Here is a 24,874-nt window from a genome sequence, read left to right as displayed (position 1 = left end):
AACACCCCACAGCGTGTCCACGGTGCGGCTGTTTGCCGGGGCGGCTGCCGGGCCGCGGGCGGTGTCTAGAGGACGTGGCGTCTAGAGGACGGGGAGGACGGTCATGCCGCCCAGATACTTCTGCAGCGCGGCGGGGACGTTGACGGAGCCGTCCGGGTTCTGGTGGTGCTCCAGGATGGCGACGATCCAGCGCGTGGTGGCCAGGGTGCCGTTGAGCGTGGCCACGGAGCGGGTGCCCTTGGGGGCGCCGTCCGCGTTAACGACCCGTTCCCTGATGTTCAGGCGCCGGGCCTGGTAGGTGGTGCAGTTGGAGGTCGAAGTCAGCTCCCGGTACGCGCCCTGGGTGGGGACCCAGGCTTCGCAGTCGTACTTCCGGGCGGCGGAATTGCCCAGATCCCCGGCGGCGGTATCAATGACACGGTAGGGGAGCTCGCACTTGGCCAGCATTTCCTCTTCCCAGGCCAGAAGGCGCGCGTGCTCGGCGGCCGCCTGTTCAACGGTGGTGTAGATGAACATCTCCACCTTGTTGAACTGGTGGACCCGGATGATGCCGCGGGTGTCTTTGCCGTGCGAGCCGGCCTCGCGGCGGTAGCAGGAGCTCTGGCCCGCGTAGCGGATGGGGCCGTTGGAAAGGTCCAGGATCTCGTCGGCGTGGTAGCCGGCAAGTGCGACCTCGGAGGTGCCCACAAGGTAGAGGTCGTCTTCGGCGAGACGGTAGATCTCGGCGTCGTGCTTGACGTCAAAACCGGTGCCCTGCATGATTTCTGGCCGGACCAGGGTGGGCGTGATCATCGGGACGAAGCCTGCCTCGACCGCCTGGTCCATGGCCATCTGTAGCAGCGCCATTTCCAGCCGGGCGCCGACGCCGCGCAGGAAATAGAAACGCGAACCGGACACCTTCGCGCCACGTTCCATGTCAATGGCGCCGATCAGCTCGCCGATCTCCAGGTGGTCGCGGGGCTCGAAGTCGGGGAATTCGCGGGGCGCGCCCACGGTCTTGAGCACGATGTAGTCGTCCTCGCCGCCGGCCGGGACACCGTCCTCGATCAGGTTGGGGATGGTCCGGAGCAGCTCGTCGTGGGCGGTCTGGGCCAGATCGGCCTCGGCCGACGCGGCCTTGACGGAGGCAGCGAGCACCTTGACGTCGGCGAGGAGGGCCTGCTTTTCCTCGCCCTTGGCCTGTGCCACCTTCTTGCCGAACAGGTTCTGCTCCGCCCGGAGGTTCTCAAAGTGGATCAGCGCCGCGCGCCTGGCCGAGTCCGCGGCAATAATCGCGTCGATCGCGGACTCGTCGGCACCGCGGGCGCGCTGGCTGGCACGGAACTTGTCCGGATTCTCACTGAGCTCTTTTACGTCGATCACCAGACAAGAGTATCCAATCCCACCGGCATTGCCGGGCAGCGCAGTCGGGCAGGCCAGTCCGGGGACGCCGGCGGGATACTGTTGGATCACAATGCGCGACTGGCTGCTCTACCTCGTCATCGCTGGGGTCCTGGCATTTGCCGTCTCCAGCTGGTGGGGAGTGCGCCGGTTAAAGGCCAAGCACACCCGCAGAGCGGTGTGGGAGGAAACCCACAGTCCGGCGCCGGGCCGGCAGAAGGTCGCAGTGGTCCTGAACCCCATCAAGGCCAGGTCGGCCGAGGCCCGGTCGCTCATTGAAACCGCGTGCGCCCAGGCGGACTGGGAGCCGCCGCGCGTCTTTGAGACCACTGCTGAGGACCCTGGTTTCTCGCAGGCGCGGGCTGCGGTGGCGTCCGGAGCCAACGTCGTACTGGCCTGCGGCGGCGACGGTACCGTACGCGTCGTGGCTGAGGTCTTGGCCGGGACGGAGACCGCCATGGGCCTGATTCCCTTGGGCACCGGCAACCTCCTGGCCCGCAATGTGCAGCTGGAAGTGAACGACCTCCAGGGAAACGTGCAGGCGGCCTTGTTCGGGCACCAACGGTTCATCGATACCGCGCGGCTGACCCTGGAGAACTCACGCACGGGCGAATCGGCGCAGCACACTTTCCTGGTGATCGCGGGCATCGGCATGGACGCTGAGGTGGTCAGTGACACCAATGACGACTTGAAAAAGGCGGTGGGCTGGCTCGCCTACACGGAAGCTGGGGCCCGGCATCTTGTGGGTCGCCGCAAGAAGGTTTCGATCGCCCTGGACGATCAGCCTGAGCAGTCCAGGAAGATCCGCAGCGTCCTGTTCGCCAATTGCGGCCTGGTCCCGGGGGGCATCGACTTCATCCCGCAGGCCATGATCGATGACGGGATGCTCGACATCGTGGTGATGAGCCCGCGCAGTGCAATCGGCTGGCTCGCCATGTACACAAAGATTGTGCTCAAACATAAGAAAGAACTGCCGGTGATGACCTACTACCGATCCGGCAAAATCACCATCCGATGCTCCGAACCGATGCCCACCCAGATCGACGGCGATCCTTCTGGCGAGGCCACGAAGGTCGCCGTCCAAGTGGACCCGGGATCACTGCTGGTCCGGGTCAAGGAGGGCACCGAGGGCGGTTAGGCCGACGCCGGGCGGCCCGGCGGCTACGCGCTGGCGGCCCTCTTTGCTTCTGCCGCCCTTTTGGCGGCCTCCGCAGCGGCCTTGGCGGCCCTGGCTTCGGACTGCTCACGGATCATGGCCTGCTCCTCTTCGAAGCGCAGGCGGTCTGCCCGGTCGGCGTCGTCGCCGTCCCAGTCTTGGTTGTCAGCGGCGGGCTTGGGATTGACAATCATTCCCTGGCCGTCATTTTCTGTGCTGGTGCCTGACATGACCCGCTCCCTCCGTTAGAGGATTTCCCCAATGTGGATCAAGCAAGCATACGCACAGTTAACTAGGCGTGGAAGTGCGCCCTCAGGCATTTGTCTACGCTTTGGGCGAACCCCCTGAGGCATATTCCGCCACCGCAGATGCCCCGCGAAGTATGCCTTTCACCCACGCATGCGCGGCCCGGAATGCCGGATCCGAGGTGTGCGGCGGGACGCTGCTCTCGTGGCCGTCGGCACGCTGGTAGGAACCGAGGAAGCGGGTGGCCGGGCTGATCCGGTGAAGGCCCGCGAGCGCGTCCGCCATCCGGGCGTCGGCCACGTGGCCGTCGGCATCAATGCTGAAGAAGTAGTGGCCCAGATACTGCCCGGTCGGGCGGGATTCGATCCGGCTCAGATTCACGCCGCGTGTGGCGAATTGATCCAGGATCTCCATCAGCGCGCCCGGGCGGTCCTCGGGCAGCGGCACTACCACGGTGGTCTTGTCCGCTCCGGTGCGCGGCGGCAGGTCGCCCGGCCGGCCCACGAGAACGAACCGGGTCACGGCACCGGGATTGTCACCGATGTTTTCAGCCAGCACCGACAGGAGAGGCTGCTCCGTGGCCACAATGGGAGCGCAGATTGCGGCGTCGTAGTGGGCGCCGTCCCCTTCCAGCAGGCCCATCGCCGCCGCAGCGGTGGAGGACCCCGGAATGTATTCCGCATTCGGAATATTAGCTTCGACCCAGAGCCGGCACTGGGCCCAGGCGTGCCCGTGGGTGGAGACGCGGCGGATGTCCCCGATCCGCACGCCCGGCCGGGCGACGAGGACGAAGCTAATGGGCACCAGGGCCTCCCGGAGGATCCGGAGTTCCTGACCGGTGGCGATGGCGTCCAGCGTGGCCGTCACGCCCCCCTCCACCGAGTTTTCGATCGGCACCATGGCCGCATCGGCGGATCCGTCCCGCACCTTGTCCAGCGCCGTGTTCACATTCGAGGACGGGATCCGGATGGCGTCCGCGGCATCCGGAACCTGCATCAGGGCCGCCTCGGTGAAGGTGCCTTCGGGTCCGAGGAATGTGTACGTGACGGTGGGTGCGGGCAACGGCTCTTCCTTCTTCATTTACAGGACGACCGGCTTGAGGCCGTTGTCGGACACGAGCGGCATGCCGGTCCCAACCCACTGGTCCATGCCGCCCGCGACGTTCGTTGCGGAGTACCCCATGCCAACGAGCCATGCAGTGGCGCGGTAGGACCGGCCGCCCGTACGGCAAATGAGGTAGACGTCCTCGTCCGGGTCAAGCTCCTCGAACCGGGCAGGCAGCTGGTCCATTGGAATGTGCAACGCGCCCTCGGCATGACCGGCAACCCATTCATAGTCCTCGCGGACATCAACGATCTTGGCACCCTCGGGGATGCCAGACACACTGACGCTCTGGAAGTCGCTCATGTTCGTCCTTTCCGCTGTTTTCCGGGTCTGATCCCAGCGTATCCCTCGCCGCTGGCACGGCACGCGCGCGGGCTGCACGTTACGCTTCTGGAGAGCACGAAGGAGGCCCATGGCTGACGAACACGCCGCGAAGCGGCCCAACCCCGGCTCCAGCCCCGGGACATGCCCTCCCCTCACCGCGACGGCTGGACATAATGCCACAATGCCCACCCGCAGGCCCCAGGAACGGACATGTCCTCCCCTCACCGCGACGGCCGGCCATCACCCGGGCTCCGCGCTCCCCTCCCCCGGGACATGCCCTCCCCTCACCGCGACGGCTGGACATAATGCCACAATGCCCACCCGCAGCTCCCACGAACGGACATGCCCTCCCGGAATGGGAGTCGCCCCGCTCCAGGACCGGCTGAGGCAGCATTTCCTTGGCTGAGATCCACGAGCTGTCCGCCGTCCGGCTCCGCGATGCACTCAACTCCGGCGAGCTTTCCGCCCTGCAGGCCGCCGACCATTTCCTGCGCCGCATCGAGGAACAGAACCCGCACCTCGGGGCCTTCATCACAGTTACCGCGGAACAGGCGCGGAGGGACGCGGCGGCTGCGGACCAACGCCACGCTCTCCGCGGCCGGGGCGGCGACGCGTTGCCCCCGCTGCACGGCATGCCGGTCGCGTTCAAGGACCTGACAGATGTGCAGGGGGTCGTCACCACGCACGGCAGCGCGGCCCTGGAGCACAGACCCGCCGTGTCGGACGGCGCACTCCCCGCCGCGCTCAAGTCCGCGGGCGTAACATCGCTGGGCAAAACCCAGGTTCCCGAGTTCGGCCTGACAGCCTACAGCGAGAACCGGGTGGCCCCGCCGTCGCGCAATCCATACGCTCTTAGCCGCAGCTCGGGCGGCTCCTCGGGCGGCAGCGCTGCCGCCGTGGCCGCGGGGCTGCTGCCGTTCGCGCCGGGATCCGACGGCGGCGGTTCCGTGCGGATCCCGGCCGCCGCCTGCGGGCTCGTGGGACTAAAACCGGGCCGGGGGCTCGTGCCGGCCGGCGAAAGCTCCGGCGACCCCGCACGGCTCGTGGTTGCCGGGCCACTCGCCCGCTCCGCCGCCGATGCCGCACTGATGCTCGATGCTTTGGTGCCCGGCCCGGCGGACGCCAGCTATCTGCAACTGACCGGCCGGGAGCCTGGCCGGCTGCGGATCGGCGTCAGCCTGGACAGCCCGTGGCAGGCGCTTTTCCCTGGCACCGCGGAGCGGGAGTCGCTCGAGGCGCTGGCCGACGGCGCCGCGCGGCTCGAGGCGGCCGGCCATGAGACCTCGGAGGCCGTGATCCGCTACGACAACCGCTACCCGGACGCCTTCACCACGGCCTGGACGGCCGGCGTCGGCAGTGCGCGAATCGCACCGCAGCGCGAGGCGCTCCTGACCCCGCTCACCCGCACGTTCCGGCGCCGGGCGCAGCAGCGCAGTACGGCCAAACTCAATGAATCCCTCGGTTTCCTCCGGCAGTTCCAGCGGGACACGATCGCCCAGTACGCGCGGTGGGACCTGGTGCTCACGCCGGCGCTGGCGCAGTCACCCCGGCCGGTGGGCTGGTTTACCGGTGCGGGCCACGGCGGCGGCTACTGGCCGGCCGCCGAATGGGCGGACGACGCCGACGACGACTACCGCAAGCAATGCGAGTACGCGCCGTGGTCGTCCATGGTGAACGTCTGCGGCCTGCCGGCAATCAGCATTCCGCTGCACTGGACCGGCGGCGCCGCCGGTTCCGGCCTGCCCATGGGAGTGCAGCTGATCGGACCGATGGGCTCCGAGGGGCTGCTGCTGCAGGTCGCGGCCCAACTAGGGTTCTGACCCGGCCCCTGCTGCCGCTAGCCGCGTTCGACCACGGCCGGGGCCCGCCCTGGCCGGACATGCTCCCCCGTCCCACCCGAAACCGGACATGTCCCGCGCTGCCCCCGGCCGGAGCACATGTCCACGGTTGACCCGGGCAAAGCACATGTCCAGGGCCCAGGGATGACATGTCCTCTGCTCATGCTTCTCAGGGAACATAACCAGCGGTTCCACCGGTCACCGGACATGTCCCGTGTCCTCGAGGGGCATGTCCACTGGTCATGATGACCTGCGGGCACAATCCAAATATGTCCACTCGCGGGGACCAGGAATGGGCATGTCCCCCGGACGGGCTGCACGAACGATGGTTGCCGTACGGACATGTCCCCGGACGGGCTGCACGAACGATGGTTGCCGTACGGGCATGTTCCCCGCTCCGGGGGACATGTCCCCTGGTCACGGCGACGGGCGGACACAAGCCATCTATGTCCAGGGGCGGCCTCCAGGGTTGGACATGTCCCCCCGGGGAGCCGCCCGCCGGCCGAGCGGTGCTGGCCAACGTGCCATCCCCCGCCAAATGGACGCTGCCTCCGCCCGGCGGATATGGTTCAGTCAAACCCGAGGCGGCCAGGAAAGAGGATCGATGAAGATCACCGGTGCAGTACTTGAGGAAATCGACCGCCCGCGCCCCTTCGCAGAGTCCAAGCCAATCAGCATCTCCGAACTCGACCTAACTGCGCCCGGGCCCACCGAGATCCTCGTTCGGCTGGAAGCCGCCGGGATCTGCCACTCGGACCTGAGCGTCGTCGACGGTAACCGCGTCCGGCCGGTGCCCATGCTGCTGGGCCACGAGGCGGCGGGCCGGGTCGTCGAGGTCGGGGCCGACGTCGCGGATTTAAAGCCCGGGCAGCGCGTGGTCATGTCCTTTCTGCCGCGCTGCGAGAACTGCGAGAACTGCGCCGAGGACGGCCGGCTGCCCTGCACCGCCGGCTCGAAGAGCAACAATGACGGAACCCTGCTGCACGGCTCCCGGCACTTGAGCCGTGGCGACGAGCCTGTCCACCATCACCTGGGCGTCTCGGGATTCGCTACCCATGCCGTGGTGGACCGCGCGTCAGCCGTACCAGTGGACGACGACATCCCGGCCGAAGTCGCCGCTGTCCTGGGTTGCGCCGTGCTGACCGGCGGGGGCGCCGTGCTCAACGCGGCCCGGCCCCGGCCCGAGGACAGCGTCATGATCGTCGGCCTAGGCGGGGTGGGCATGGCGGCGCTCATCACAGCCATCTCCCAAGGAATCTCGCGGATCGTCGCCGTGGACACCCTGGACCAAAAACTCGACCACGCCCGCCGGCTCGGCGCCCACGAGACGTACACCCCGCAGCAGGTCGTCGACGGTGGGATCAAGGCCCGGTACGTGATCGAGTGCGCCGGAAATGCCCGCGCCTTTGAAACGGCCTTCGCCGCGACCTCTCCCGGCGGCACCACTGTCACGGCCGGGCTGCCTTCCCCCGAGGCCCGCGCCCAGCTCGCGCCGTTGACCGTCACCGCCGAGGCCAGAACGATCGTGGGCAGCTACCTTGGTTCGGCCGTCCCGTCGCGGGACATCCCGAAGTACGCCCAGCTGTGGCGGGAAGGCAAACTGCCCGTCGAGGAATTGATCTCGGACCGCATCGCCCTGGCCGACATCAACAAGGCCATGGACCAGCTGGCGGACGGCCACGCCATCCGGCAGATCATCATGTTCGACGGCGGTGAGCGCGCCTGAGAGGCAGGCCGCGGGGGTCTGAGAAGGCCCCCGGCGGAACTTTTTCGGACGCCCCGCACGGCCCCGGAATCCGCGAAAATTTCCGGCGAAACACCGTCGCCGTAGCTTGCCCCAAGGCGCCGCGAATGTGACAATCGCGCGTCATAATGTCAGCATTAAGTAAATGAGCACAACTCATTTAGACAATCGCCCCGCTACAACGCCGGGCGATACTTCCTTTTTTGGCCACCCAAAGATGCTGGCCAGCCTCTTCTCCGTAGAAATGTGGGAGCGCTTCTCCTTCTACGGCATGCAGGGAATCCTGCTCTACTACATGTACTTCACAGCCGCTGAGGGCGGCCTGGAGATCGACAAGGGCCTGGCCGCCGGGCTCGTCGGCGCCTATGGCGGCGGCGTCTACCTCTCCACCATTCTGGGCGCCTGGCTGGCGGACCGGCTCTTCGGTTCCGAAAAGGTGCTGTTCGGCTCCGCCATCATGATCATGGCCGGCCACATCGGCCTGGCCCTCGTGCCCGGTGTCCCGGGCCTCATCACCGGCCTGGTGCTGGTGGGCGTCGGTTCCGGCGGCCTCAAGGCGAACGCGACCGCCCTCGTCGGCACGCTCTACGGCGAGAAGGACGAACGCCGCGACGCCGGGTTCTCCATCTTCTACATGGGTATCAACGCCGGCGCGCTGATCGGCCCCCTCGTCACCGGCTGGCTGCAGGAAAGCCAGGGCTTCCACTGGGGCTTCGGCGCCGCCGCCGTCGGCATGGCCGTTGGCCTGACCGTCTACGCCCGGGGCCGCAGCAAGCTCCCCGCCCAGAGTCAGCGGGTCGCGCACCCGCTCCCGGACGCCGAGCGCAAAAAGTACGGTCTGATCTTCGGCGTCATCGCCGCGGCCATCGCCGTCCTGCTCAGCACCGGCACCGTCAACGCCGAGAACCTGGCCACGTCCATGGCCTACGCAGCCATCGGCGCGTCCGTCATCTATTTCGCCCTGATCTTCAGCAGCAAGAAGGTCACCGCCACCGAACGCGGCCGGGTGGCGGCGTTCATTCCGCTGTATGTCGCCTCCGCCGCGTTCTGGGCCCTGTTCCAGCAGCAGTTCACCTTCATCGCCGTGTACTCGGAGGAAAAGCTGGACCGGAACTTCTTCGGCTGGGAAATGCCGGCGGCCTGGGTCCAGTCCATCAACCCGGTGTTCATCATCATCTTCGCCGGCGTCATGGCTGCCCTGTGGACCCGGCTCGGCCGCAAGCAGCCGGGCTCGGCGCTGAAGTTCTCCATCGGTCTGTTCGTCATGGGGCTGGCGTTCCTGGCGTTCATCCCCCTCTCCGGCGGCGGAAAGACTCCGCTGCTGGCCCTGGCGGGAATCCTGCTGCTGTTCACGCTCGCCGAACTGTTCCTGTCCCCCATCGGGCTGTCCGTGACCACCAAGCTGGCGCCCAAGGCCTTCCACACCCAGATGGTGGCCCTGTTCTTCCTCTCCGTGTCACTGGGCACCACGCTCGCCGGCATCCTGTCCGGCCTGTACAACCCCAACGACGAACTGCCGTACTTCATCGGCGTGGGCGGAACCGCCATCCTGCTGGCTGTGGGCATGGCGGCGGCCTCGCCGGCGATCAAGAAGCTCATGGGCGGCGTGCGCTGACCCGCTGAAACCGGCATCCCGCGCTGACCTTGCGCGGAAGCGGGGCCCGCCGGGCGTGTCCCTAGACGCTGTACCCGCTGTTGCGGGCGGTGCCGATGACCAATCCGATGATGACCAGCACCAGGATAGTCACGGCGATGCCCACGTAACCCATCACGAGCCCGGCGATCGCCATGCCCCGGCCTGCCGGTTCGCGGCGCAGGGCTAGGTGGCCCAGGATGACCGCGGCCAGCTGCGGAAGCAGGAAGAAACCGAATCCCACGAGTGCGGCGATGCCGCAGCACATGCTGGCGATGCTCAGCGTTTTGGGGGCCGGCGACGCGCCGTAGTAGGAGGGCTGGCCGTACGCGTTGTAGCTGCCCGGCTGGGCATACGGGGAGCTCTCGCCGTAGGACTGGCCGGGCTGGCCGTAAACCGGAGGGTAGGGGCTTGAGTACTGGCCCTGGTCCTGCGCCGGCCGGCCGTAATGGTCCTGCCCGGGCTGCTGGCCGGTGTAGGGCTGCTGCGGGTAGCCAGACTGCGTGTAGTCCGGCTGGGCCGGGGACCCGGGCTGGGCGAAGTGCTGCGTCGCGGACCCGCCGTGCTCCTGGCCGGAGGGCGGTGCCGGCTGCCGGGGCACATCCGGCTGGTGGTCAGGGAGTCGCAGCGTCGGCTGCTGGCCCTCGGGCGTCTCGTTGTTCCCTTGTTTTGGCTGGTCAGTCATGGCATGTCCCCTCGAGAAGTCTCTGGGTCCAGAGTACCGCCGCAGGGTTGCGTTGGACCCGGCATGTCCGGCGGACTTCTCGCGTCACAGGACCGGGTTTGCCGCGAAACCGTGTTGCACCGCGCCGTCGTCTGGCATGCTAATGCCATGGCTAGCCGCGCGGGCACAGTTGCCCAACCCCAGGACCTTGTTGACCTCACTGCGCTCCTTGACGCGTACTACGACGTTTCGCCGGACCTTTCCGACCCCGGGCAACGGGTGGCCTTCGGCACCTCCGGGCACCGGGGTTCAAGCCTGAAGGCGTCCTTCAACGAACCCCACATCCTTGCCATCACGCAGGCGATCGTGGAGTACCGGGCTGGACAGGGCATCACCGGTCCGCTGTATCTGGCCAAGGACACCCACGGCCTGAGTGAACCGGCGCAAAACTCTGCCCTTGAGGTGCTGGCCGCGAACGGCGTGAACGTCCTCATCGACGCCCGCCACGGCTACACGCCCACCCCGGCACTGAGCCATGCCATCCTCACCCACAACCGCAATGCCGCCTCCGGCGCCCCGCAGGCCGACGGAATCGTGGTGACCCCCAGCCACAACCCGCCCGGCGACGGCGGGTTCAAGTACAACCCCCCGCACGGCGGGCCCGCGGACACCGACGCCACCGGCTGGATTGCCAACCGCGCCAACGAGCTGCTCGAAAACGGCCTGCGCGGCGTCAAGCGCATCTCCGTGGCCGATGCCCTGGCTGCCGGGACGACCGGCAAGTTCGACTTCCTCAGCAGCTACGTGGACGACCTCCCCTCGGTACTGGACCTGAACGCCATCCGCGAGGCGGGCGTCCGGATCGGCGCCGACCCCATGGGCGGCGCCTCAGTGGACTACTGGGGCGAGATCGGCGAACGCCACCAGCTGGACCTCACGGTCGTGAATCCGATCGTTGATCCGCAGTGGGCCTTCATGACTCTGGACTGGGACGAGAAGATCCGGATGGACTGCTCCTCGCCGTCGGCGATGGCCTCGCTGATCAGCAGGATGTCCGAAGGAGCAAAGTTCGACATCGCCACCGGCAACGACGCCGACGCCGACCGGCACGGGATTGTGACGCCCTTGGTTGATGGACGCGGCGGACTCATGAACCCCAACCACTACCTCGCAGTCGCCATCGATTACCTGTACCGGCACCGCAGCGGCTGGAACCCGCAGTCCGTGATCGGCAAGACCCTCGTGTCCTCCTCGATCATCGACCGCGTGGCCGGGAGCCTGGGCCGCAAGCTCGTGGAGGTTCCGGTGGGCTTCAAGTGGTTCGTTCCCGGGCTGCTGTCCGGCGAAGGCGCTTTTGGCGGCGAGGAATCCGCGGGTGCCTCCTTTAACAAGATGGACGGCAGCGTCTGGACCACGGACAAGGACGGCATCCTGCTGGCCCTGCTGGCCTCGGAGATCACGGCCGTCACCGGCCAGTCGCCGTCGCAGCTGTACAAGGGCCTTACGGATCAGTTCGGCGACCCCGTCTACGCCCGGATCGACGCCGCCGCGTCGCGTGAGCAGAAGGCCGCGCTCGGGAAGCTGTCCTCCTCGGACGTCACGGCCACCGAACTGGCCGGCGAAACGATTACCGCCAAACTGACCGAGGCTCCCGGCAACGGTGCAGCAATCGGCGGCCTCAAGGTGGTCACCGAAAACGCCTGGTTCGCGGCCCGGCCCTCCGGCACGGAGGACGTCTACAAGATCTACGCCGAGTCCTTCAAGGGTGCCGAGCACCTCAAGCAGGTCCAGGCCGAAGCGAAGGCCCTGGTGGACGGCGTCATTTCCTAGCCGCCCGGCAAACTGGCAGCACGGCGCGGGTCGGCCTCCCACCGGGGCCGCCCCCGCCCGGTTCCGCTCCCCGCCGCATGGGGCGCGCGGGCGCGGGCAGGCGGGTGCAGGTATGGGCCGCGCGGGCAGGCGGGCGCAGGAACGGCCGTCCAGTGCTGTCAGTCGGTCTTGTCCTTGGGCGCGCCCGCGGCCAGCACCGAGCGGTCCCGGCCGAGCGTTTTCGCTTGGTAGAGTGCGGCATCTGCGGCGGCCACCACGTTCTGGAGGGTCGCTGCCCCGGAGTCGGCGGAGGCGATGCCGTAGCTGACGGTAGGCAGGCGCGGAACGACACCCCGCCCCGATTCCTGGAGTCCGCGGCTGATTTCGGCCGTGATTTCGCCCGCCCGTGCGGGGGTGACGCCGGGGAGCAGGAGGATGAATTCCTCGCCGCCGTAGCGGCCCACGAGGTCGGTGGAGCGCACCGTTACCGTGCAGGCCCTGGCGAACGCCTGCAGGGCGGTGTCCCCGGCCGAATGTCCGAACTCGTCGTTGATGGACTTGAAGTGGTCCAGGTCCGCGAGGATCAGTGACGCGGTGGTCCTGGTCCGGCGCAGGCGGCGCAGTTCGTTTTCCGCCAGGTCCAGGAAAGCCGCACGGTTCAGGAGGCCGGTCAGCCCGTCCACCGTGGCACGCGCCCGCAGGTCCTGGGTCAGCTGCTCGTAACTGAGTTCGGCCATCGTGAAAGACGCCACCACGAGCGTGACGGTGGAGAGCGCCGTCGTCGCCACCGACCCGAAGACGGAGGTGAAGATGGGGCCGGACTGACCTTCCGCCAGGAACGCGACAAAGCGGCCCGCGTAGAAGAGGGCAAGAAGGCCGGCGACGAAGGCCAGCGGACGGTGCACGTGCGAGTACTCACGTTCGAGCAGGAACAGTTCCCTGCAGCCAAGGCCGATCAGGATGCCCATGAACCCGAGGTAGAACGCGCCGCCGGCCCAGATGTTCGTGGCCGGACTGTCAAGGATTGAAGCGACAGCCACGATGCCGGGGGCAACCGCAAAATGCCAGCGGGATGTGCTGGCGCTCCGCAACGATCGGGCGCCCGCCCAGATGCTGGCCGCGCCGGCCACTAGCAGCACGTTTCCGGCCGGGTTGGCCCATGCCTGGTGGATGGTGCCGTTGAGCAGGAACGCCGAATTCCCGGTCAGGAAGAGCAGCAGGGCCATGCACCACCAGCCGCTGTACGCAGACCTCGTCCGCCGGAAGGTGATGAAATAGAACAGCAGGAGCAGCGTCAGGTCGACGAGGGCCAGGGCGACCCGCAAGGTGGCGGTGTCAAGGATCATGAAGTTCCCCCGTCCTTCGTCCGTCCTCCGATGTGTGTGATTCATCGTCGAAGTTGACCCAAGTATGGCACCCGCCCGCGGAAATCCATGGTCGGTGTACCGATGTGACGCACGGCGGCCCCGCAGCCGGGCGCGCCCGCGTCCGCTCAGCCTAAGGGACCGACCCACAGCTTGAGTACCCGGCGGGTGGCGTGCCCGCCGTCGGGCGCCATGTCCACCAGGGCAATCCTGTCCAGTGCGACGGCGTCTCCCGGATTGAGCCGTTTGTCCCCGTGGTGGGAGACGTGCGGGCGGAAGCCTTCCAGGGTGTAGGCCGGCGTCGAGATCCTGCCGGGCAGGTCCTGAACCATCCGGACCAGTGCCGTGTGCAGGCCCGTCAGTTTTTCGCTGGGTTCGATCAGGTTGACCGGGATGGACCCGCCCCTGCCGAAGCCGTCATCACGGCCCACGGTCAGGCCGCTTCCGAGGGCGTCTGCGACGGCCTCCTCCATCAGGGAGGCGAGCGTTTCGGCGAGCGGGTCCGCCGGCGTGTCGGCCTCCGCCGTTTTTGTGGGGTCCGGGTCCTGGGGATCGGCATCTCGGGGGCCGGGGCTGTGGGCGGCCGGCCGGGCGGAGTCGCGGGCCGCGACGTCGAATTTGACCAGCGTGATGTGCAGCGGCCAGTTATCCCGGGGGAACTCCAGCCCCTCGGCCACTGGCTCCACGAACGCCACCACAATGAGGTTCCGCATGAGGCAAGTTTGCCACGCCCCGGCGACTGAGGAATCGGGGCGTGCAGATCGGGGATGGTTGCCCCCAGCCACCCGCGCAATCCACTGTGTCGAGGGCTCCGGCGCGGACTAAAATAGGTAGTGGCCCCGGATGCAGGCCATGCGCTGAACCGCAGAAATGCGTCCCGTGTGCCTCCGGCCTGTCCCCCATGGTGCCGGAGGCACCTCCGCGAAAGAATGCGCCGGAGGCACCTCCGCGACAAAACAGAGCCCGGGGCACCTCCGCGAGGGGGCGGCACCTGCTTGCTATACGGTGCGGACGACGTCCTCGTATGCGAACTTCGGCTTGGCGTCGCCCCAGGCGTCCGGACCGGGCTGGCCGATGTTGACCACCAGGAAGCTCTTCTGGCTCCCGTCGGGGAAGAACGCGGCGTCGATCGCGGCGAAGTCAGCGCCCGTCATGGGACCGGCCGCGAGGCCCAGGGAGCGGACGGCGAGGATGAAGTAGCCGGCCTGCAGGTGGGCGTTGTTGTTGCCGGTTGCGGCGGCAAGGTCAGGCGCTGCGTCGTACATGGCCTTGGGGGCGATGTAACCGGGGAGGAAGCTGTCCCACTGTTCCTGCCACGCGGTGTCGTAGCTCAGGACGGCAACCAGCGGGGCCGACTCCGTCTTGGCGCGGTTGCCGTTGGAGAGGGCACCCACCAGTGTGGCGCGCGCTTCCTCGGAACGCACATAGGTGACCCGCAGCGGCTGGGAGTTGAAGGCCGTCGGGCCAAACTTGGTGAGTTCATAGATGGCACGGGCCTGCTCGTCGCTGACCTCGCCGGTGAAGGCGTTGGCGGTGCGGGCCTCGGCAAAGATGGCGTCGACGGCGGCTGCGTCGATTACTGCCTCGTCGTGGGCGATTGTCATGGGGTCCCTTTCGCTGTGCCTGCACTCCGTCTCGCGCCAGCCTTGCTGCTGTCCTTGGTTGCAACTCCCGGCCGGAACGGCGGCTTCCCGGCCCGCCGGTGATGTTGGCCACAATCGCGGGCCGTTCCGGCCGGGCAGCGGGCCGTTCCGGCCGGGCAGCGGGCTGCCCGGCGACGGCCGGGGGTCCCGTGGGGCCCTGCGCGGTAAAGTTGCACCGGAAGATTCCTTCCTCCCCACATTCTCCGAAAGGCCCCGGCAATGAGCATGCTCGGCACCAAGTGGAAACTCCACGGCACCGGAAAGTCCATCCGCCCCGGTGAGGTTGTCCGGCCCGACGAGCGGCTCACCTGGCCGCTGACGATCGGCGTCGGAATGCAGCACGTCGTGGCAATGTTCGGCGCCACCTTCCTGGTCCCGATCCTCACGGGCATGCCGCCGGCCACCACCCTGTTCTTTTCCGGCATCGGCACGCTGCTGTTCCTGGTCATCACCCAGGGCCGGGTGCCCAGCTACCTCGGCTCCAGCTTCGCGTTCATCGCCCCGATTCTGGCCTCCCAGCAGCAGTTCGGGATCCCAGGGGCGCTCGGCGGCGTGGTGCTCGCCGGCGCCACCCTCGCCGTCGTCGGCGCCGTGGTGCAAAAGTTTGGCGCCGGCTGGATCAACCGGGTCATGCCGCCGATCGTCACCGGCGCGATCGTGGCGCTGATCGGCCTGAACCTGGCTCCCGCGGCAAAGCTCAACTTCGACAAGGCCCCGGTCACGGCGCTGATCACACTTTCCGTCATCATTCTGGTCAGCGTGCTGTTCCGCGGCATCCTGGGCCGCCTGAGCATCCTGGTGGGAGTCGTGGTGGGCTACCTCGTCGCCATGGCCCGGGGCGAAGTGGACTTTGCCAAGATGGACGGCGCCGCGTGGGTGGGCCTGCCGCACTTCCAGCTTCCCGAGTTCCATCTCGGCGTCGTAGGCTTGTTCGTTCCCGTGGTGCTGGTGCTGGTCGCCGAAAATATTGGCCACGTGAAGTCCGTGTCCGCGATGACCGGGCAGAACCTCGACGGCGTCTCGGGACGGGCGCTGCTGGCCGACGGCGCAGCCACCGTGCTGGCCGGCCTGGGCGGCGGCTCCGGGACCACAACCTACGCCGAAAACATCGGCGTCATGGCGGCAACCAAGGTGTATTCGACGGCGGCCTACTGGGTGGCCGGCACCTTCGCCATCCTGCTGAGCTTCTCGCCGAAATTCGGTGAGCTCATCGCCACGGTGCCGGCCGGCGTCCTGGGCGGTGCCGCCACCATGCTGTACGGCATGATCGGGATCCTGGGCGTGAAGATCTGGGTCCAGAACAAGGTCAACTTCTCCAACCCGATCAACCTGACCACCGCCGCCGTCGCCCTGATCATCGGAATCGCGGACTATACCTGGACCATCGGGGAACTGACGTTCACGGGCATCGCGCTGGGCTCGGCTGCGGCTCTGGTGATTTACCACGGCATGAAGGCGATCGCGAAGGCTCGCGGGACGGTGGCGGAACCGGAAACCGAGGACCCGGCGCCCACCGCCGCCGTCGCGGCAGCGTTGAATGCTGCCGCGAAGCGCACGGCGAAGAAGCGCCGCTAGCGGCCCAGCCGGCCGTAGTTCAGCAAAAACACCGCACGAGAAAGGACCGCCCTTCCGGCCACCAATCGGTGGCCGGAAGGGCGGTCCTTGTGTTCTCCGCCAGCGCGGACGTACAGGCGCCGGCCCGCCGGGCCCTAGGGCCGGGCGGGTTTAGCCGGCGTCGAACTGTTCCTCGTCGTCGTCCCGATCCTTCGGGGACTTGCTTTCCGGCAGGTCCGTCCCGGAACCGTCTGGCAGCCCTGCCGCGTCCTGGCCGGACTCCGAGGAAAAGGATCGCCCGGCGTCGGGCTCTTCGGTGTTGGCCGCGTCCATGTCAGCCTCGGATGAGGGCATCGCTGCCTGCGAATTAGGCCTGGCGTCCGCGTCGAATCCCGGGTCCGTACTGGCGTTCTCTGCACTCACTTGTTCCTCCGTTCCACCGAGGCGACCTGCCCCGGGCGCTCCTGCACTGTCCTGCGATTCGGTGCCGGACTGGCTTAAGTCCGGCGCCCCGGCCGGGTACGCCTCGCCGTCCGTGCTGTCCTGGTTCAGTCCTGCAGCATCGAAGGCTTCTTCTTCGCGGGGCTGGGCGAAGGACTTTGGGTCGCCGTGGGGCATCTCCTGCTCCGCGGTCGGAGTTCCGTATCCCCCGGCTTCTTCAATGGGGTCCTCGTTCTGGTTCTCCTGTGTCATGCCGTTTCCTCCTGTTGTTCTGAGTGGAAATGGTGCTTGGACGACGGTCCGTTGTTGGGGTGGCGCAGGTTGTTGGTGCCGCTGGTGGTGGTGCAGCGCGGCAGCGGCTGCCGGTAAGGCCCTACAGGCCCTTGCCTCCTGTCACCGGCAGCACGGCTCCAGAAATGTAGGACCCGTGGTCCGAGGCGAGCAGCACGTACGCTGGGGCCAGCTCCGCGGGCTGGCCCGCGCGCTGCAGGGGCGTGTCCTGCCCGAAGGTTGGCAGCTTGTCGGGCCATTCAGTGGCGGGAATGAGGGGTGTCCAGATCGGTCCCGGCGCCACGGCGTTGACCCGGATCCCCTTCGGCCCCAGCTCCTGGGCGAGCGCTTTGGTGAAGGCGACCTGCGCTGCTTTGGTCATGGCGTAATCAACGAGCTGCGGGGAGGGGTTGAAAGCCTGGATGGACGCGGTGGTGATGATGGAGGCGCCCGCTTCGAGGTGCGGCACGGCTGCGCGGGCGGTCCAGAGCAGCGAGTAGAGGTTGGTCTTGAAGACCCGGTCGAACTCCTCGGTGGGGAGCGATTCAAAGCTGTCGCGGTTCTTCTGGTACGCGGCGTTCAGCACGAGCACATCCAGCCGCCCGAACTCCGCCAGCGCATCCTTGACGATGCCGGCCGCAAAGTCCTCGCTCCGGCCGTCACCGGGGAGCAGGAGCGCCTTGCGGCCGGCCTTTTGGATCCACTCGGCGGTGTCCTGGGCGTCCTCTTCTTCCTCCGGCAGATACGAGATGGCGACGTCGGCGCCTTCACGGGCGAAGGCGATGGCGACGGCCTTGCCGATGCCCGAGTCGCCGCCGGTGATCAGCGCCGCTTTGCCGCTCAGCGCGCCACTGCCGCGGTAGCTCTCCTCGCCGTGGTCCGGCGTCGGGTTCATTGGCGCGGTGAGGCCCGGCTGCTTCTGTTCCTGCTCGGGAAAACCACCGGAGTGGTAGCCGGCGCGGGGGTCGCCCGGCTGGTCCTGCCTGTGGGTCGAAGCGTTGCCTGAATCACTCATAGTCCACCTAACTGCGTGTCGGTTTTCTAGGGTTCGTTCCCGGGCCCCGGCGCCGGACCGGTTCCTCGAAACTATCCCAGCGGAGTCAACACTTCCACCCTAACGGGAAAATAATCAGCAGACTTACTACCAATTTGTCATAATCAAAGCCTCAAGCTTAAGTTGAGTGTGTGCTGCGGCCCGCAGCAGAACACGTCCGTCGAAGGAGCCCGATGCCAGATCCTGGCGAGTCCAACGGCCGCGGCCGGCATGAGACCGCGGAAGAGACGCTGGACCGTAACTGGATGGAACTGTTGCAGGAACTCCGGGTGCTGCAGACCGGCGTGCAGATCCTGGCGGGGTTCCTGCTGACCTTGCCGTTCCAGGCCAGGTTCGCGACGCTGACCGAGTTCCAGACGGCCCTCTACCTGAGCCTCGTGGTGCTGGCGGCGCTCACCACCGCGACGATCCTGCTTCCCGTCAGCGTCCACCGCCGGCTCTTCCGGCAGAGGCTGAAGGCCACCCTGGTATCCAGCGCGGACAGCATCACCAAGGTGTCGCTGGCGGGCGTGGCGCTCTTGAGCGTCGGGACGACGACCCTCGTCTTCGATGTCACTGTCGGGCACACCGCTGGCCTCATCGTAGGCGGTGTGCTGTTCGCGGTTCTGGTACTGCTGCTGGTGTTTGTCCCGGCCCGGCTCCGCAGGAAAGCACGGCAGTCCGACGACGACCAACCAGACGGCCCTGAAGGCAACCAAGACCGTGAAGACCATTACAACGACAGCGACAACCAAGAGGGCAGGGAATAGTCCGATGACGAACATCGCAGACCGACGGCATGACGCACCTTCAAGAACGATCGGCAAGTGGGTCAAGGAACATGGACTGCTGCTGGCCAACATCGGGCTTTTTGTCGTCTTTTTCGGCGGCATGGTCCTCAGCGGGGCAGCCAATTACAGCGATGAGCAGACGGCCCACGGCGAGGCGGCAGTATCCGTGCTGGAGTACCTCCGCACCGGGGCCTTCGTCGAAGCGACGTTTGAAAACTGGGAGTCAGAGTTCCTGCAGATGGGCATGTACGTCCTGCTGACCGTGTTCCTGTTCCAAAAGGGTTCCTCCGAGTCGAAGCCGATGGGCAGCGCCGCCCCGCAGGATGAGGACCCCCGGCACGCCACGATCAAGGCCGCCACACCCTGGCCCGTCCGCCGCGGCGGATGGGTGCTCAAGCTTTACGAGCACTCGCTGTCGATCATGTTTTTTGCACTCTTCCTGATGTCATTCGTCCTGCATCTGGTCGGCGGGACCCAGGACTACAACAGCGACCAGGAAAGCCACGGCCAGCCCACGGTGTCGGTGCTGGGCTACCTCGCCACAAGCCGTTTCTGGTTCGAGTCCTTCCAGAACTGGCAGAGCGAATTCCTGGCCGTGGCGGTACTGGTGGGTGCCTCCGTCTACCTACGGGAAAAGGGCTCCCCCGAGTCCAAGCCCGTGGCCGAACCGCACTACGAGACGGGCGCCTGAACTCCGGCACCGCGGTGTTGATGCCCCGACGGCGTCCCGTGGCCCCCTTCGTTGCGCGCCCCTCAGGCCCCTTCAAGAACCTGGCTGGTGGCCCAGGCAAGGTATTTGGCGGCGTTGGCAACGGCCTCCTCCGGGCTCGCGGCGACATCCAGCAGCTGCGCCGCGGCCACCACGCCGTGCCGGGCAAGGTCTTCGGGGCTGACGAGGATCCGGCCGGCCACCACAATCACCGGAATGCCTCGGGACTGGGCGGCGTCGGCCAGCGCGATCGGCGCCTTGCCGGTAAGCGACTGGCTGTCCATGGAGCCTTCACCGGTGATGACCAGATCGGCCACTGCCAGTTTTTCCGCAAGCCCGGTGAGCCCGGCGACGAGCTCGAAGCCGCCTTCCAGGGCGGCGGTGCTGAAGGCCAGGAACGACGCCGGGAACCCGCCGGCCGCACCGGCGCCCGGGACGTTGACGTCCCGGCCTGTGCACTCGCGCAGGACCGAGGCCCAGTTGCGCAGGCCGGCGTCGAGCAGCTCTATTGCGTCCGCGTCGGCGCCCTTTTGCGGGCCGAACACGTGCGCCGCGCCGTCTCCGCCGTAGAGCGGGTTCTGCACGTCGACGGCGATCCTGAATTTCACCGCGGACAGCCGCGGGTCCAGCCCGCTCGTATCCACCGAGACCACATCGGCGAGGGGTCCGCCGCCGAGGGGCACCACGTTGCCGGCGGCGTCCAGCGGCTTGAGGCCGAGCGCGCGCAGGGCGCCGCTGCCGCCGTCGCTCATGGCCGAGCCGCCCACGCCCAGCACGATTTCCGTGGCTCCCGCGTCCAGGGCGGCGGCGATCAGCTGGCCGCAGCCGTAGCTGTGCGCGCGCAGCGCGTTGGCGGGGGTCGGTTCCATGTGCGCCAGGCCGGAGGCCTGCGCCGTTTCAATCACCGCGGTGGCCCCGCCGGAGGCGTCCTTGCGGATAGCCCACGCGGCACCGACCGGCGCCAGGATCGGGCCGACGACGGCATTAATCCTCTCCTCGTAGCCGGCCGCGACGGCCGCTTCCAGCGTCCCTTCGCCACCGTCGGCAACCGGGAACTGGATGGCTTCGGCGTCGGGATAGACGCGCAGGGCGCCTTCGGCAATGGCGGAGGCGGCTTCGGCGGCGGTGAGGGAGCCTTTAAATTTGTCCGGGGCAATGAGGATTCGCATGGCACCATCCTGCCAGCCCGGCGGCTCCGTCTCGGTTCTGTGTCATCCCCGGGGGCCCCGGCCGGCCGCGACAATGTCAGGCGGCGGTAGTAACGTGGCAGCCACAAAGCTTCGACCCGACGGCGAGCCGAGGGAGCGCGCCGAGGGAGGGACCAACGCACAGGGGGTTGCGGTGAAGGACGATGGACGGGCCGGAAGCCTCCGGGGCGTGACGGAATTGGTGCTGGTGCGCCACGGCGAGAGCCAGGGAAACGTGGCCGCCACGCTGGCCCACCAGGCCGGGGCGCACGTGATCAACGTGCCGGCCCGAGACGCGGACGTCGAGTTGTCGGACACGGGGCGGGACCAGGCGCTTGCCTTGGGCCGGCTGCTGTCAGGGTATCCGGAGGACCGGCGCACCGCCGTCTGGTCCTCGCCCTACGCCCGGGCGCGCCAAACAGCGGAACTGGCCGTCCAGACCGGCGGCTGGCCAACGCCGGTCCTCGTCGACGAACGGCTCCGGGACCGCGAGCTCGGGATCCTGGACATGCTCACGTCCGCAGGCGTGGAGGCACGGCTCCCCGAGGAAGCCGAACGACGGCGATGGCTCGGCAAGTTCTACTACCGTCCGCCAGGTGGCGAATCCTGGGCCGACGTCGCACTGCGGCTTCGCTCCCTGCTCGCCGACCTCGACCGCCGCCACGCCGGCGAGGGCATCCTGCTGGTGTGCCACGATGCCGTCATCCTGCTCATCCGCTACATCCTGGAGGGGCTCACGGAGCGTGAGCTGCTGGACATCGCGGCGACGTCCACCATCCTCAATGCCTCCGTCAGCCGGTTCGTCCGGCCCGGGGGCACCGGACCGTGGCTGCTGGAGGGTTTCAACATGGCCGACCACCTCGTGACTGAAGGCGTTGCGGTCACCCAGCACTCGGGGGACGCCGATGTCCACCCCCGCTAACTCCGCGCAGGCCGAGGCCGTCACCCCGACCCTGCTGCGGGAGTGGGCCCTTCCGGGTGGCGGTTCCGGGAAGGACGACCGCGGCTCGGTGCTGGTGATCGGCGGCGCTCGGAAGACCCCCGGAGCGGCGCTGCTGGCCGGCGTCGCTGCACTCCGCGCCGGCGCCGGCCGGCTCACCTTGGCTGTGGCGGAGTCGGTGGCGGTACAGCTCGCCGTGGGACTGCCGGAAGCGGGTGTTCTGGGACTGCCGGAGACGGCAGCGGGAACAGTCGTGGGGTCTGCCGCCGCGGGCCTTGGTGCCGAACTGGAAGCCGCCGACGCCGTCCTGGTGGGGCCGGGCCTCGATGACAAGGACCAGGCGACCGCGCTGCTGCGGGAACTTCTCAAAGCCAGCCCGGGCAGTCCCGGCAATGAGCCCGGTTCCGGTGCCCGGCAGCCGTGCTTTGTGCTGGACGCCTTTGCCCTCGGCAGCCTGCCGGAGCTGCAGGACGAGCTGGCCGCCTGGGCGGGCCGGCTGATCCTCACCCCGAACATCACCGAGGCCGCCATCCTGCTCGGGCAGGACGTGGACGATCTCCACCGGCAGGTGCCGGACCTGGCGGAGAAGTACCAGGCCGTCGTCACCTGCCAGGGCGTCATTGCGCGGCCCGGCGGCAGCAAAGGGAAGGCGGCCGACGAGCCCGGCCTCTGGGAAATCACGACCGGGCACAGCGGACTCGGGACCTCCGGCAGCGGTGACGTGCTCGCCGGAGCCATCGCAGGCCTCCGCGCCCGGGGAACCACCGATTCGCAGGCCGCGTGTTGGGGGACGCACCTGCATGCGGCAGCCGGAGACCGGCTGGCCAGCAGGCTGGGCGGCTTGGGCTATCTGGCCCGGGAGCTCACCGAGGAACTGCCGCCGCTCATGATGGAGCTGTCCGCCTGAGCTGTCCGCCTGGACTGCGGGTCAGCCCTGCCACGTCCCACGTTCCAGCAGGACTGCCTTGAGCAGGTCCGCGCGGTCGGTGATGATCCCGTCGACGCCGAGGTCCAGCAGCCGGTGCATCTCGGCCGGCTCGTTGATGGTCCACACGTGCACCTGGAGCCCGTGCCGGTGTGCACGGCGGACGAAGGCGGCCGTCACCACCCGGACGCGGCCATAGCGGAACGGGACCTGGAGGGCCTGGACGCCATCCAGGGCGTGCCGGACCACGAAGGACATCAGCGGAGCGGGCAGTACCGGCCCGAGAAGAACGAACAGCGCCGTGGACACAGTGCCGGCGGAGCCTGCAGCCGGGCGGCTCAGCTGCCGCAGCACGGCCCGGCGCCGGCGGTCCGAGAAACTGGCGACAAGCACCCGGTCGTGCAGTTCATAGCGTTCGATCGCCCACGCCAGCGCGGCAACGGAATTCCAGTCCTTGACGTCGATGTTGAGCCGGACGTCCGGATAGGCCTGGACGAGTTCCGCTAACTGCGGGATCGGTTCGGTCCCGCCGATCCGTGCCCTCGCCACGGTCGCCGCCGGAAGGTCCGCGATCCGGCCGCGCTCCGCCGTGATGCGGTCCAGGGTTTTGTCGTGGAACAGCAGCAGCACCCCGTCAGCCGTGGTGTGCACATCCGTCTCCAGGTGCCGGAACCCCAGGTCGACGGCGGCCCGGAAGGCGGCCATCGAGTTTTCCAGTCCGTCCAGGGAGAAGCCCCGATGGGCCATCGCCAGGGGCATTCCTGTACCGTGGGCGGCCCGGGCACCGGCGCCCTCCTGGGCGCTGCCGCGGTTGCCGCCGTCATAGTCGCCGTCACGGTTGCCGCGAGGGGCAAAGTAGGGGTGCGGGGTGGTCACCACTGAAGCGTACCCGAGCCCCGGCTTGCCTGGCGGGGAGGTCAGGAGTCGTGCGGGCGGATTTCGACGCCGTCGCTGCTGTGCAAAAGCGTGCGGCCGCGGCCGCCGTCGAGGTCCACCCAGACAACGCTGTGGTCCGCCGTCACGGCGTCCACGAGGCCGCCGGTCTCGAAGCCCGGGGCGAGCCGGACGCTGACGCGGTCACCTTGGCGCAGCTGCCCCCAGTGCCCGTCCGGTTCCGCCTGCTTCAGAGGCTGGTCCTCCGTGTAGTTGATGCGCTGCTTGGCCATGATTTCCCCACTATCGGTCTGTCGCGAGTCTCCAGCCTAGGAGGCCAAGATGAACATCAGTTGACCGCCCGCTGGGAATCCGGTGACCGGCCCATCGCCTAGCCCGTCCGGAGGCCGAGTTCGGCGAGCTTGGCCTCGAGGATCTGGGCGACGCCGTCGTCGTCGAAGTGCGGCGCCTGCTGGTCGGCAGCGCGGATGGCCTCCGGGTGGCCGCTGGCCATCGCGTAACCCTCGCCGGCCCAGCGCAGCATCTCGATGTCGTTGGGCATGTCGCCGAAGGCCACCACATCCGCGGCACCGATGCCGAGGGACGCCGCGTACTCGGCGAGGGTGACGGCCTTGTTGACGCCTGGAAGGGACAGCTCCAGCAGGGCCATGTTCGGTGCCGAATGGGTCGCGGCGGCCAGATGGGCGACGGCGGGGGTCACCTCGGCGAGGAACTCATCGGCCGTGCCCTCGCGGACTATGGCCAGGAACTTCACCACGGAGTCGGTCGCCGTGAGGGTGCTGCGCAGCGGGGCGGGCGTGAACTCCTCGAGAAGCCGGCTCGAGCCGTTCTCGAGGAAACCCGGTTCCAGGTGGAAGCCCGTCAGGGTTTCGGCGGCAAACAGGGCGGAGGGGCGCAGCCGCCGGATGATGCGGCGGACCTCGAACATGGCGTCCAGCCCCAGCGCCCGTGCGGAGAGCATGCGGTCGGCCTCAAGGTCCCAGACCACGGCCCCGTTCGAGCAGATGACGGTGCCGGTGTGCCCAAGCTGGTCCTGCAGCGGGTGGAGCCAGCGCGGCGGGCGGCCCGTGACGAAGACTACTTCCACCCCGGCATCGCGGCAGGCGTGGAATGCACGGACGGTCCGGTCACTGATCTTGCCCTCGTGGCTGAGGATCGTTCCGTCAATATCGCTTGCAACCAGACGCATACTGCCAGTCTACGTGGGCCTGCGCCGGCGGGCTGG

General features: G+C 68.0%; 24 protein-coding genes. 10 read left to right on the top strand and 14 right to left on the bottom strand.

Annotation, left to right across the window (positions count from 1 at the left end):
• Positions 1-81: 81 nt before the first annotated feature.
• Positions 82-1,362 carry a serine--tRNA ligase gene (serS, locus tag ACFVVK_RS11600; RefSeq protein ID WP_390266582.1) on the bottom strand — a complete coding sequence of 427 codons (1,281 nt, stop codon included), beginning with the start codon at positions 1,360-1,362 and terminating at the stop codon, positions 82-84.
• 91 nt (positions 1,363-1,453) lie between these two features.
• Here serS and ACFVVK_RS11595 point away from each other — a divergent pair, with 91 nt between their 5' ends.
• Positions 1,454-2,518 (top strand): diacylglycerol/lipid kinase family protein, encoded by a 1,065-nt coding sequence (locus tag ACFVVK_RS11595; protein WP_390266580.1) that lies wholly within the window; start codon positions 1,454-1,456, stop codon positions 2,516-2,518.
• A 23-nt stretch (positions 2,519-2,541) separates the two neighbouring features.
• Here the strand turns inward: ACFVVK_RS11595 and ACFVVK_RS11590 are convergent, their stop codons facing one another.
• The 3 genes from ACFVVK_RS11590 to ACFVVK_RS11580 form a co-directional block, all read right to left on the bottom strand.
• Positions 2,542-2,766 carry a hypothetical protein gene (locus ACFVVK_RS11590; RefSeq protein WP_390266578.1) on the bottom strand — a complete coding sequence of 75 codons (225 nt, stop codon included), beginning with the start codon at positions 2,764-2,766 and terminating at the stop codon, positions 2,542-2,544.
• 94 nt (positions 2,767-2,860) lie between these two features.
• The gene (gene pheA / locus ACFVVK_RS11585) at positions 2,861-3,862 is read right to left on the bottom strand and encodes a prephenate dehydratase (RefSeq protein ID WP_390266576.1); all 1,002 of its coding nucleotides are present in this window, start codon (positions 3,860-3,862) and stop codon (positions 2,861-2,863) included.
• Positions 3,863-4,189, bottom strand: a complete 327-nt coding sequence (locus ACFVVK_RS11580; protein ID WP_390266574.1) for a rhodanese-like domain-containing protein — start codon at positions 4,187-4,189, stop codon at positions 3,863-3,865.
• 419 nt (positions 4,190-4,608) lie between these two features.
• Here ACFVVK_RS11580 and ACFVVK_RS11575 point away from each other — a divergent pair, with 419 nt between their 5' ends.
• From ACFVVK_RS11575 to ACFVVK_RS11565, 3 genes are all read left to right on the top strand, one after another.
• Positions 4,609-6,030: an amidase gene (locus tag ACFVVK_RS11575; RefSeq protein ID WP_390266572.1), complete on the top strand. Its 1,422-nt coding sequence runs from the start codon at positions 4,609-4,611 to the stop codon at positions 6,028-6,030.
• Between the two features lie 622 nt (positions 6,031-6,652).
• Complete coding sequence (locus ACFVVK_RS11570) at positions 6,653-7,774, top strand: alcohol dehydrogenase catalytic domain-containing protein (RefSeq protein ID WP_390266570.1); 1,122 nt, start codon at positions 6,653-6,655, stop codon at positions 7,772-7,774.
• A 163-nt stretch (positions 7,775-7,937) separates the two neighbouring features.
• Entirely contained in the window at positions 7,938-9,407 is a 1,470-nt protein-coding gene (locus ACFVVK_RS11565) for a peptide MFS transporter (RefSeq protein WP_390266568.1), read from the top strand.
• 61 nt (positions 9,408-9,468) lie between these two features.
• On the opposite strand, the gene ACFVVK_RS11560 is transcribed toward ACFVVK_RS11565, so the two are convergent.
• Entirely contained in the window at positions 9,469-10,110 is a 642-nt protein-coding gene (locus ACFVVK_RS11560; RefSeq protein WP_390266566.1) for a DUF4190 domain-containing protein, read from the bottom strand.
• A 147-nt stretch (positions 10,111-10,257) separates the two neighbouring features.
• Here ACFVVK_RS11560 and pgm point away from each other — a divergent pair, with 147 nt between their 5' ends.
• A complete protein-coding gene (gene pgm / locus ACFVVK_RS11555) occupies positions 10,258-11,919 on the top strand; it encodes a phosphoglucomutase (alpha-D-glucose-1,6-bisphosphate-dependent) (RefSeq protein WP_390266565.1) in 1,662 nt (553 codons plus the stop codon).
• Between the two features lie 158 nt (positions 11,920-12,077).
• Here the strand turns inward: pgm and ACFVVK_RS11550 are convergent, their stop codons facing one another.
• The 3 genes from ACFVVK_RS11550 to ACFVVK_RS11540 all read right to left on the bottom strand — a co-directional run bounded on the left by ACFVVK_RS11550 (position 12,078) and on the right by ACFVVK_RS11540 (position 14,866).
• A complete protein-coding gene (locus tag ACFVVK_RS11550; protein ID WP_390266564.1) occupies positions 12,078-13,244 on the bottom strand; it encodes a GGDEF domain-containing protein in 1,167 nt (388 codons plus the stop codon).
• Positions 13,245-13,390: 146 nt separating this feature from the next.
• Positions 13,391-13,975 carry a hypothetical protein gene (locus ACFVVK_RS11545; RefSeq protein ID WP_390266563.1) on the bottom strand — a complete coding sequence of 195 codons (585 nt, stop codon included), beginning with the start codon at positions 13,973-13,975 and terminating at the stop codon, positions 13,391-13,393.
• Between the two features lie 285 nt (positions 13,976-14,260).
• The gene (locus tag ACFVVK_RS11540; RefSeq protein WP_390266562.1) at positions 14,261-14,866 is read right to left on the bottom strand and encodes a malonic semialdehyde reductase; all 606 of its coding nucleotides are present in this window, start codon (positions 14,864-14,866) and stop codon (positions 14,261-14,263) included.
• Between the two features lie 258 nt (positions 14,867-15,124).
• On the opposite strand from ACFVVK_RS11540, the gene ACFVVK_RS11535 reads away from it, so the two are divergent.
• The gene (locus ACFVVK_RS11535; protein ID WP_390266561.1) at positions 15,125-16,480 is read left to right on the top strand and encodes a uracil-xanthine permease family protein; all 1,356 of its coding nucleotides are present in this window, start codon (positions 15,125-15,127) and stop codon (positions 16,478-16,480) included.
• A 150-nt stretch (positions 16,481-16,630) separates the two neighbouring features.
• Here ACFVVK_RS11535 and ACFVVK_RS11530 read toward each other — a convergent pair whose 3' ends face one another.
• Together ACFVVK_RS11530 and ACFVVK_RS11525 are read right to left on the bottom strand one after the other, a co-directional pair.
• Complete coding sequence (locus tag ACFVVK_RS11530; protein ID WP_390266560.1) at positions 16,631-17,152, bottom strand: hypothetical protein; 522 nt, start codon at positions 17,150-17,152, stop codon at positions 16,631-16,633.
• 121 nt (positions 17,153-17,273) lie between these two features.
• A complete protein-coding gene (locus ACFVVK_RS11525) occupies positions 17,274-18,185 on the bottom strand; it encodes an SDR family oxidoreductase (RefSeq protein ID WP_390266559.1) in 912 nt (303 codons plus the stop codon).
• Positions 18,186-18,397: 212 nt separating this feature from the next.
• On the opposite strand from ACFVVK_RS11525, the gene ACFVVK_RS11520 reads away from it, so the two are divergent.
• Together ACFVVK_RS11520 and ACFVVK_RS11515 are read left to right on the top strand one after the other, a co-directional pair.
• A complete protein-coding gene (locus ACFVVK_RS11520; protein WP_390266558.1) occupies positions 18,398-18,973 on the top strand; it encodes a DUF6328 family protein in 576 nt (191 codons plus the stop codon).
• Positions 18,974-18,977: 4 nt separating this feature from the next.
• Positions 18,978-19,685, top strand: coding sequence for a DUF6766 family protein (locus ACFVVK_RS11515; protein ID WP_390266557.1), 708 nt, complete (start codon positions 18,978-18,980; stop codon positions 19,683-19,685).
• A gap of 62 nt (positions 19,686-19,747) precedes the next feature.
• Here ACFVVK_RS11515 and ACFVVK_RS11510 read toward each other — a convergent pair whose 3' ends face one another.
• Entirely contained in the window at positions 19,748-20,872 is a 1,125-nt protein-coding gene (locus tag ACFVVK_RS11510; RefSeq protein WP_390266556.1) for a glycerate kinase, read from the bottom strand.
• 208 nt (positions 20,873-21,080) lie between these two features.
• Here ACFVVK_RS11510 and ACFVVK_RS11505 point away from each other — a divergent pair, with 208 nt between their 5' ends.
• On the top strand, positions 21,081-21,812 hold the full coding sequence (locus tag ACFVVK_RS11505) for a histidine phosphatase family protein (protein WP_390266555.1): 732 nt from the start codon (positions 21,081-21,083) through the stop codon (positions 21,810-21,812).
• The gene (locus tag ACFVVK_RS11500) at positions 21,796-22,737 is read left to right on the top strand and encodes an NAD(P)H-hydrate dehydratase (protein WP_390266554.1); all 942 of its coding nucleotides are present in this window, start codon (positions 21,796-21,798) and stop codon (positions 22,735-22,737) included. Before ACFVVK_RS11505 ends, ACFVVK_RS11500 begins: the two co-directional genes overlap by 17 nt.
• 21 nt (positions 22,738-22,758) lie before the next feature.
• Here ACFVVK_RS11500 and ACFVVK_RS11495 read toward each other — a convergent pair whose 3' ends face one another.
• The 3 genes from ACFVVK_RS11495 to ACFVVK_RS11485 form a co-directional block, all read right to left on the bottom strand.
• A complete protein-coding gene (locus tag ACFVVK_RS11495; protein ID WP_390266833.1) occupies positions 22,759-23,502 on the bottom strand; it encodes a glycerophosphodiester phosphodiesterase in 744 nt (247 codons plus the stop codon).
• A gap of 170 nt (positions 23,503-23,672) precedes the next feature.
• Positions 23,673-23,921, bottom strand: coding sequence for a hypothetical protein (locus tag ACFVVK_RS11490; protein ID WP_390266553.1), 249 nt, complete (start codon positions 23,919-23,921; stop codon positions 23,673-23,675).
• Between the two features lie 98 nt (positions 23,922-24,019).
• Positions 24,020-24,838, bottom strand: coding sequence for an HAD family hydrolase (locus ACFVVK_RS11485; RefSeq protein WP_390266552.1), 819 nt, complete (start codon positions 24,836-24,838; stop codon positions 24,020-24,022).
• Positions 24,839-24,874: the final 36 nt, after the last annotated feature.

Source organism: Arthrobacter sp. NPDC058192 (assembly GCF_042883665.1).
Classification (GTDB): Bacteria; Actinomycetota; Actinomycetes; order Actinomycetales; family Micrococcaceae; genus Arthrobacter.
Note: the sequence above shows the minus strand (reverse complement) of the source record. Positions and strands in the feature narration are given on the sequence as shown.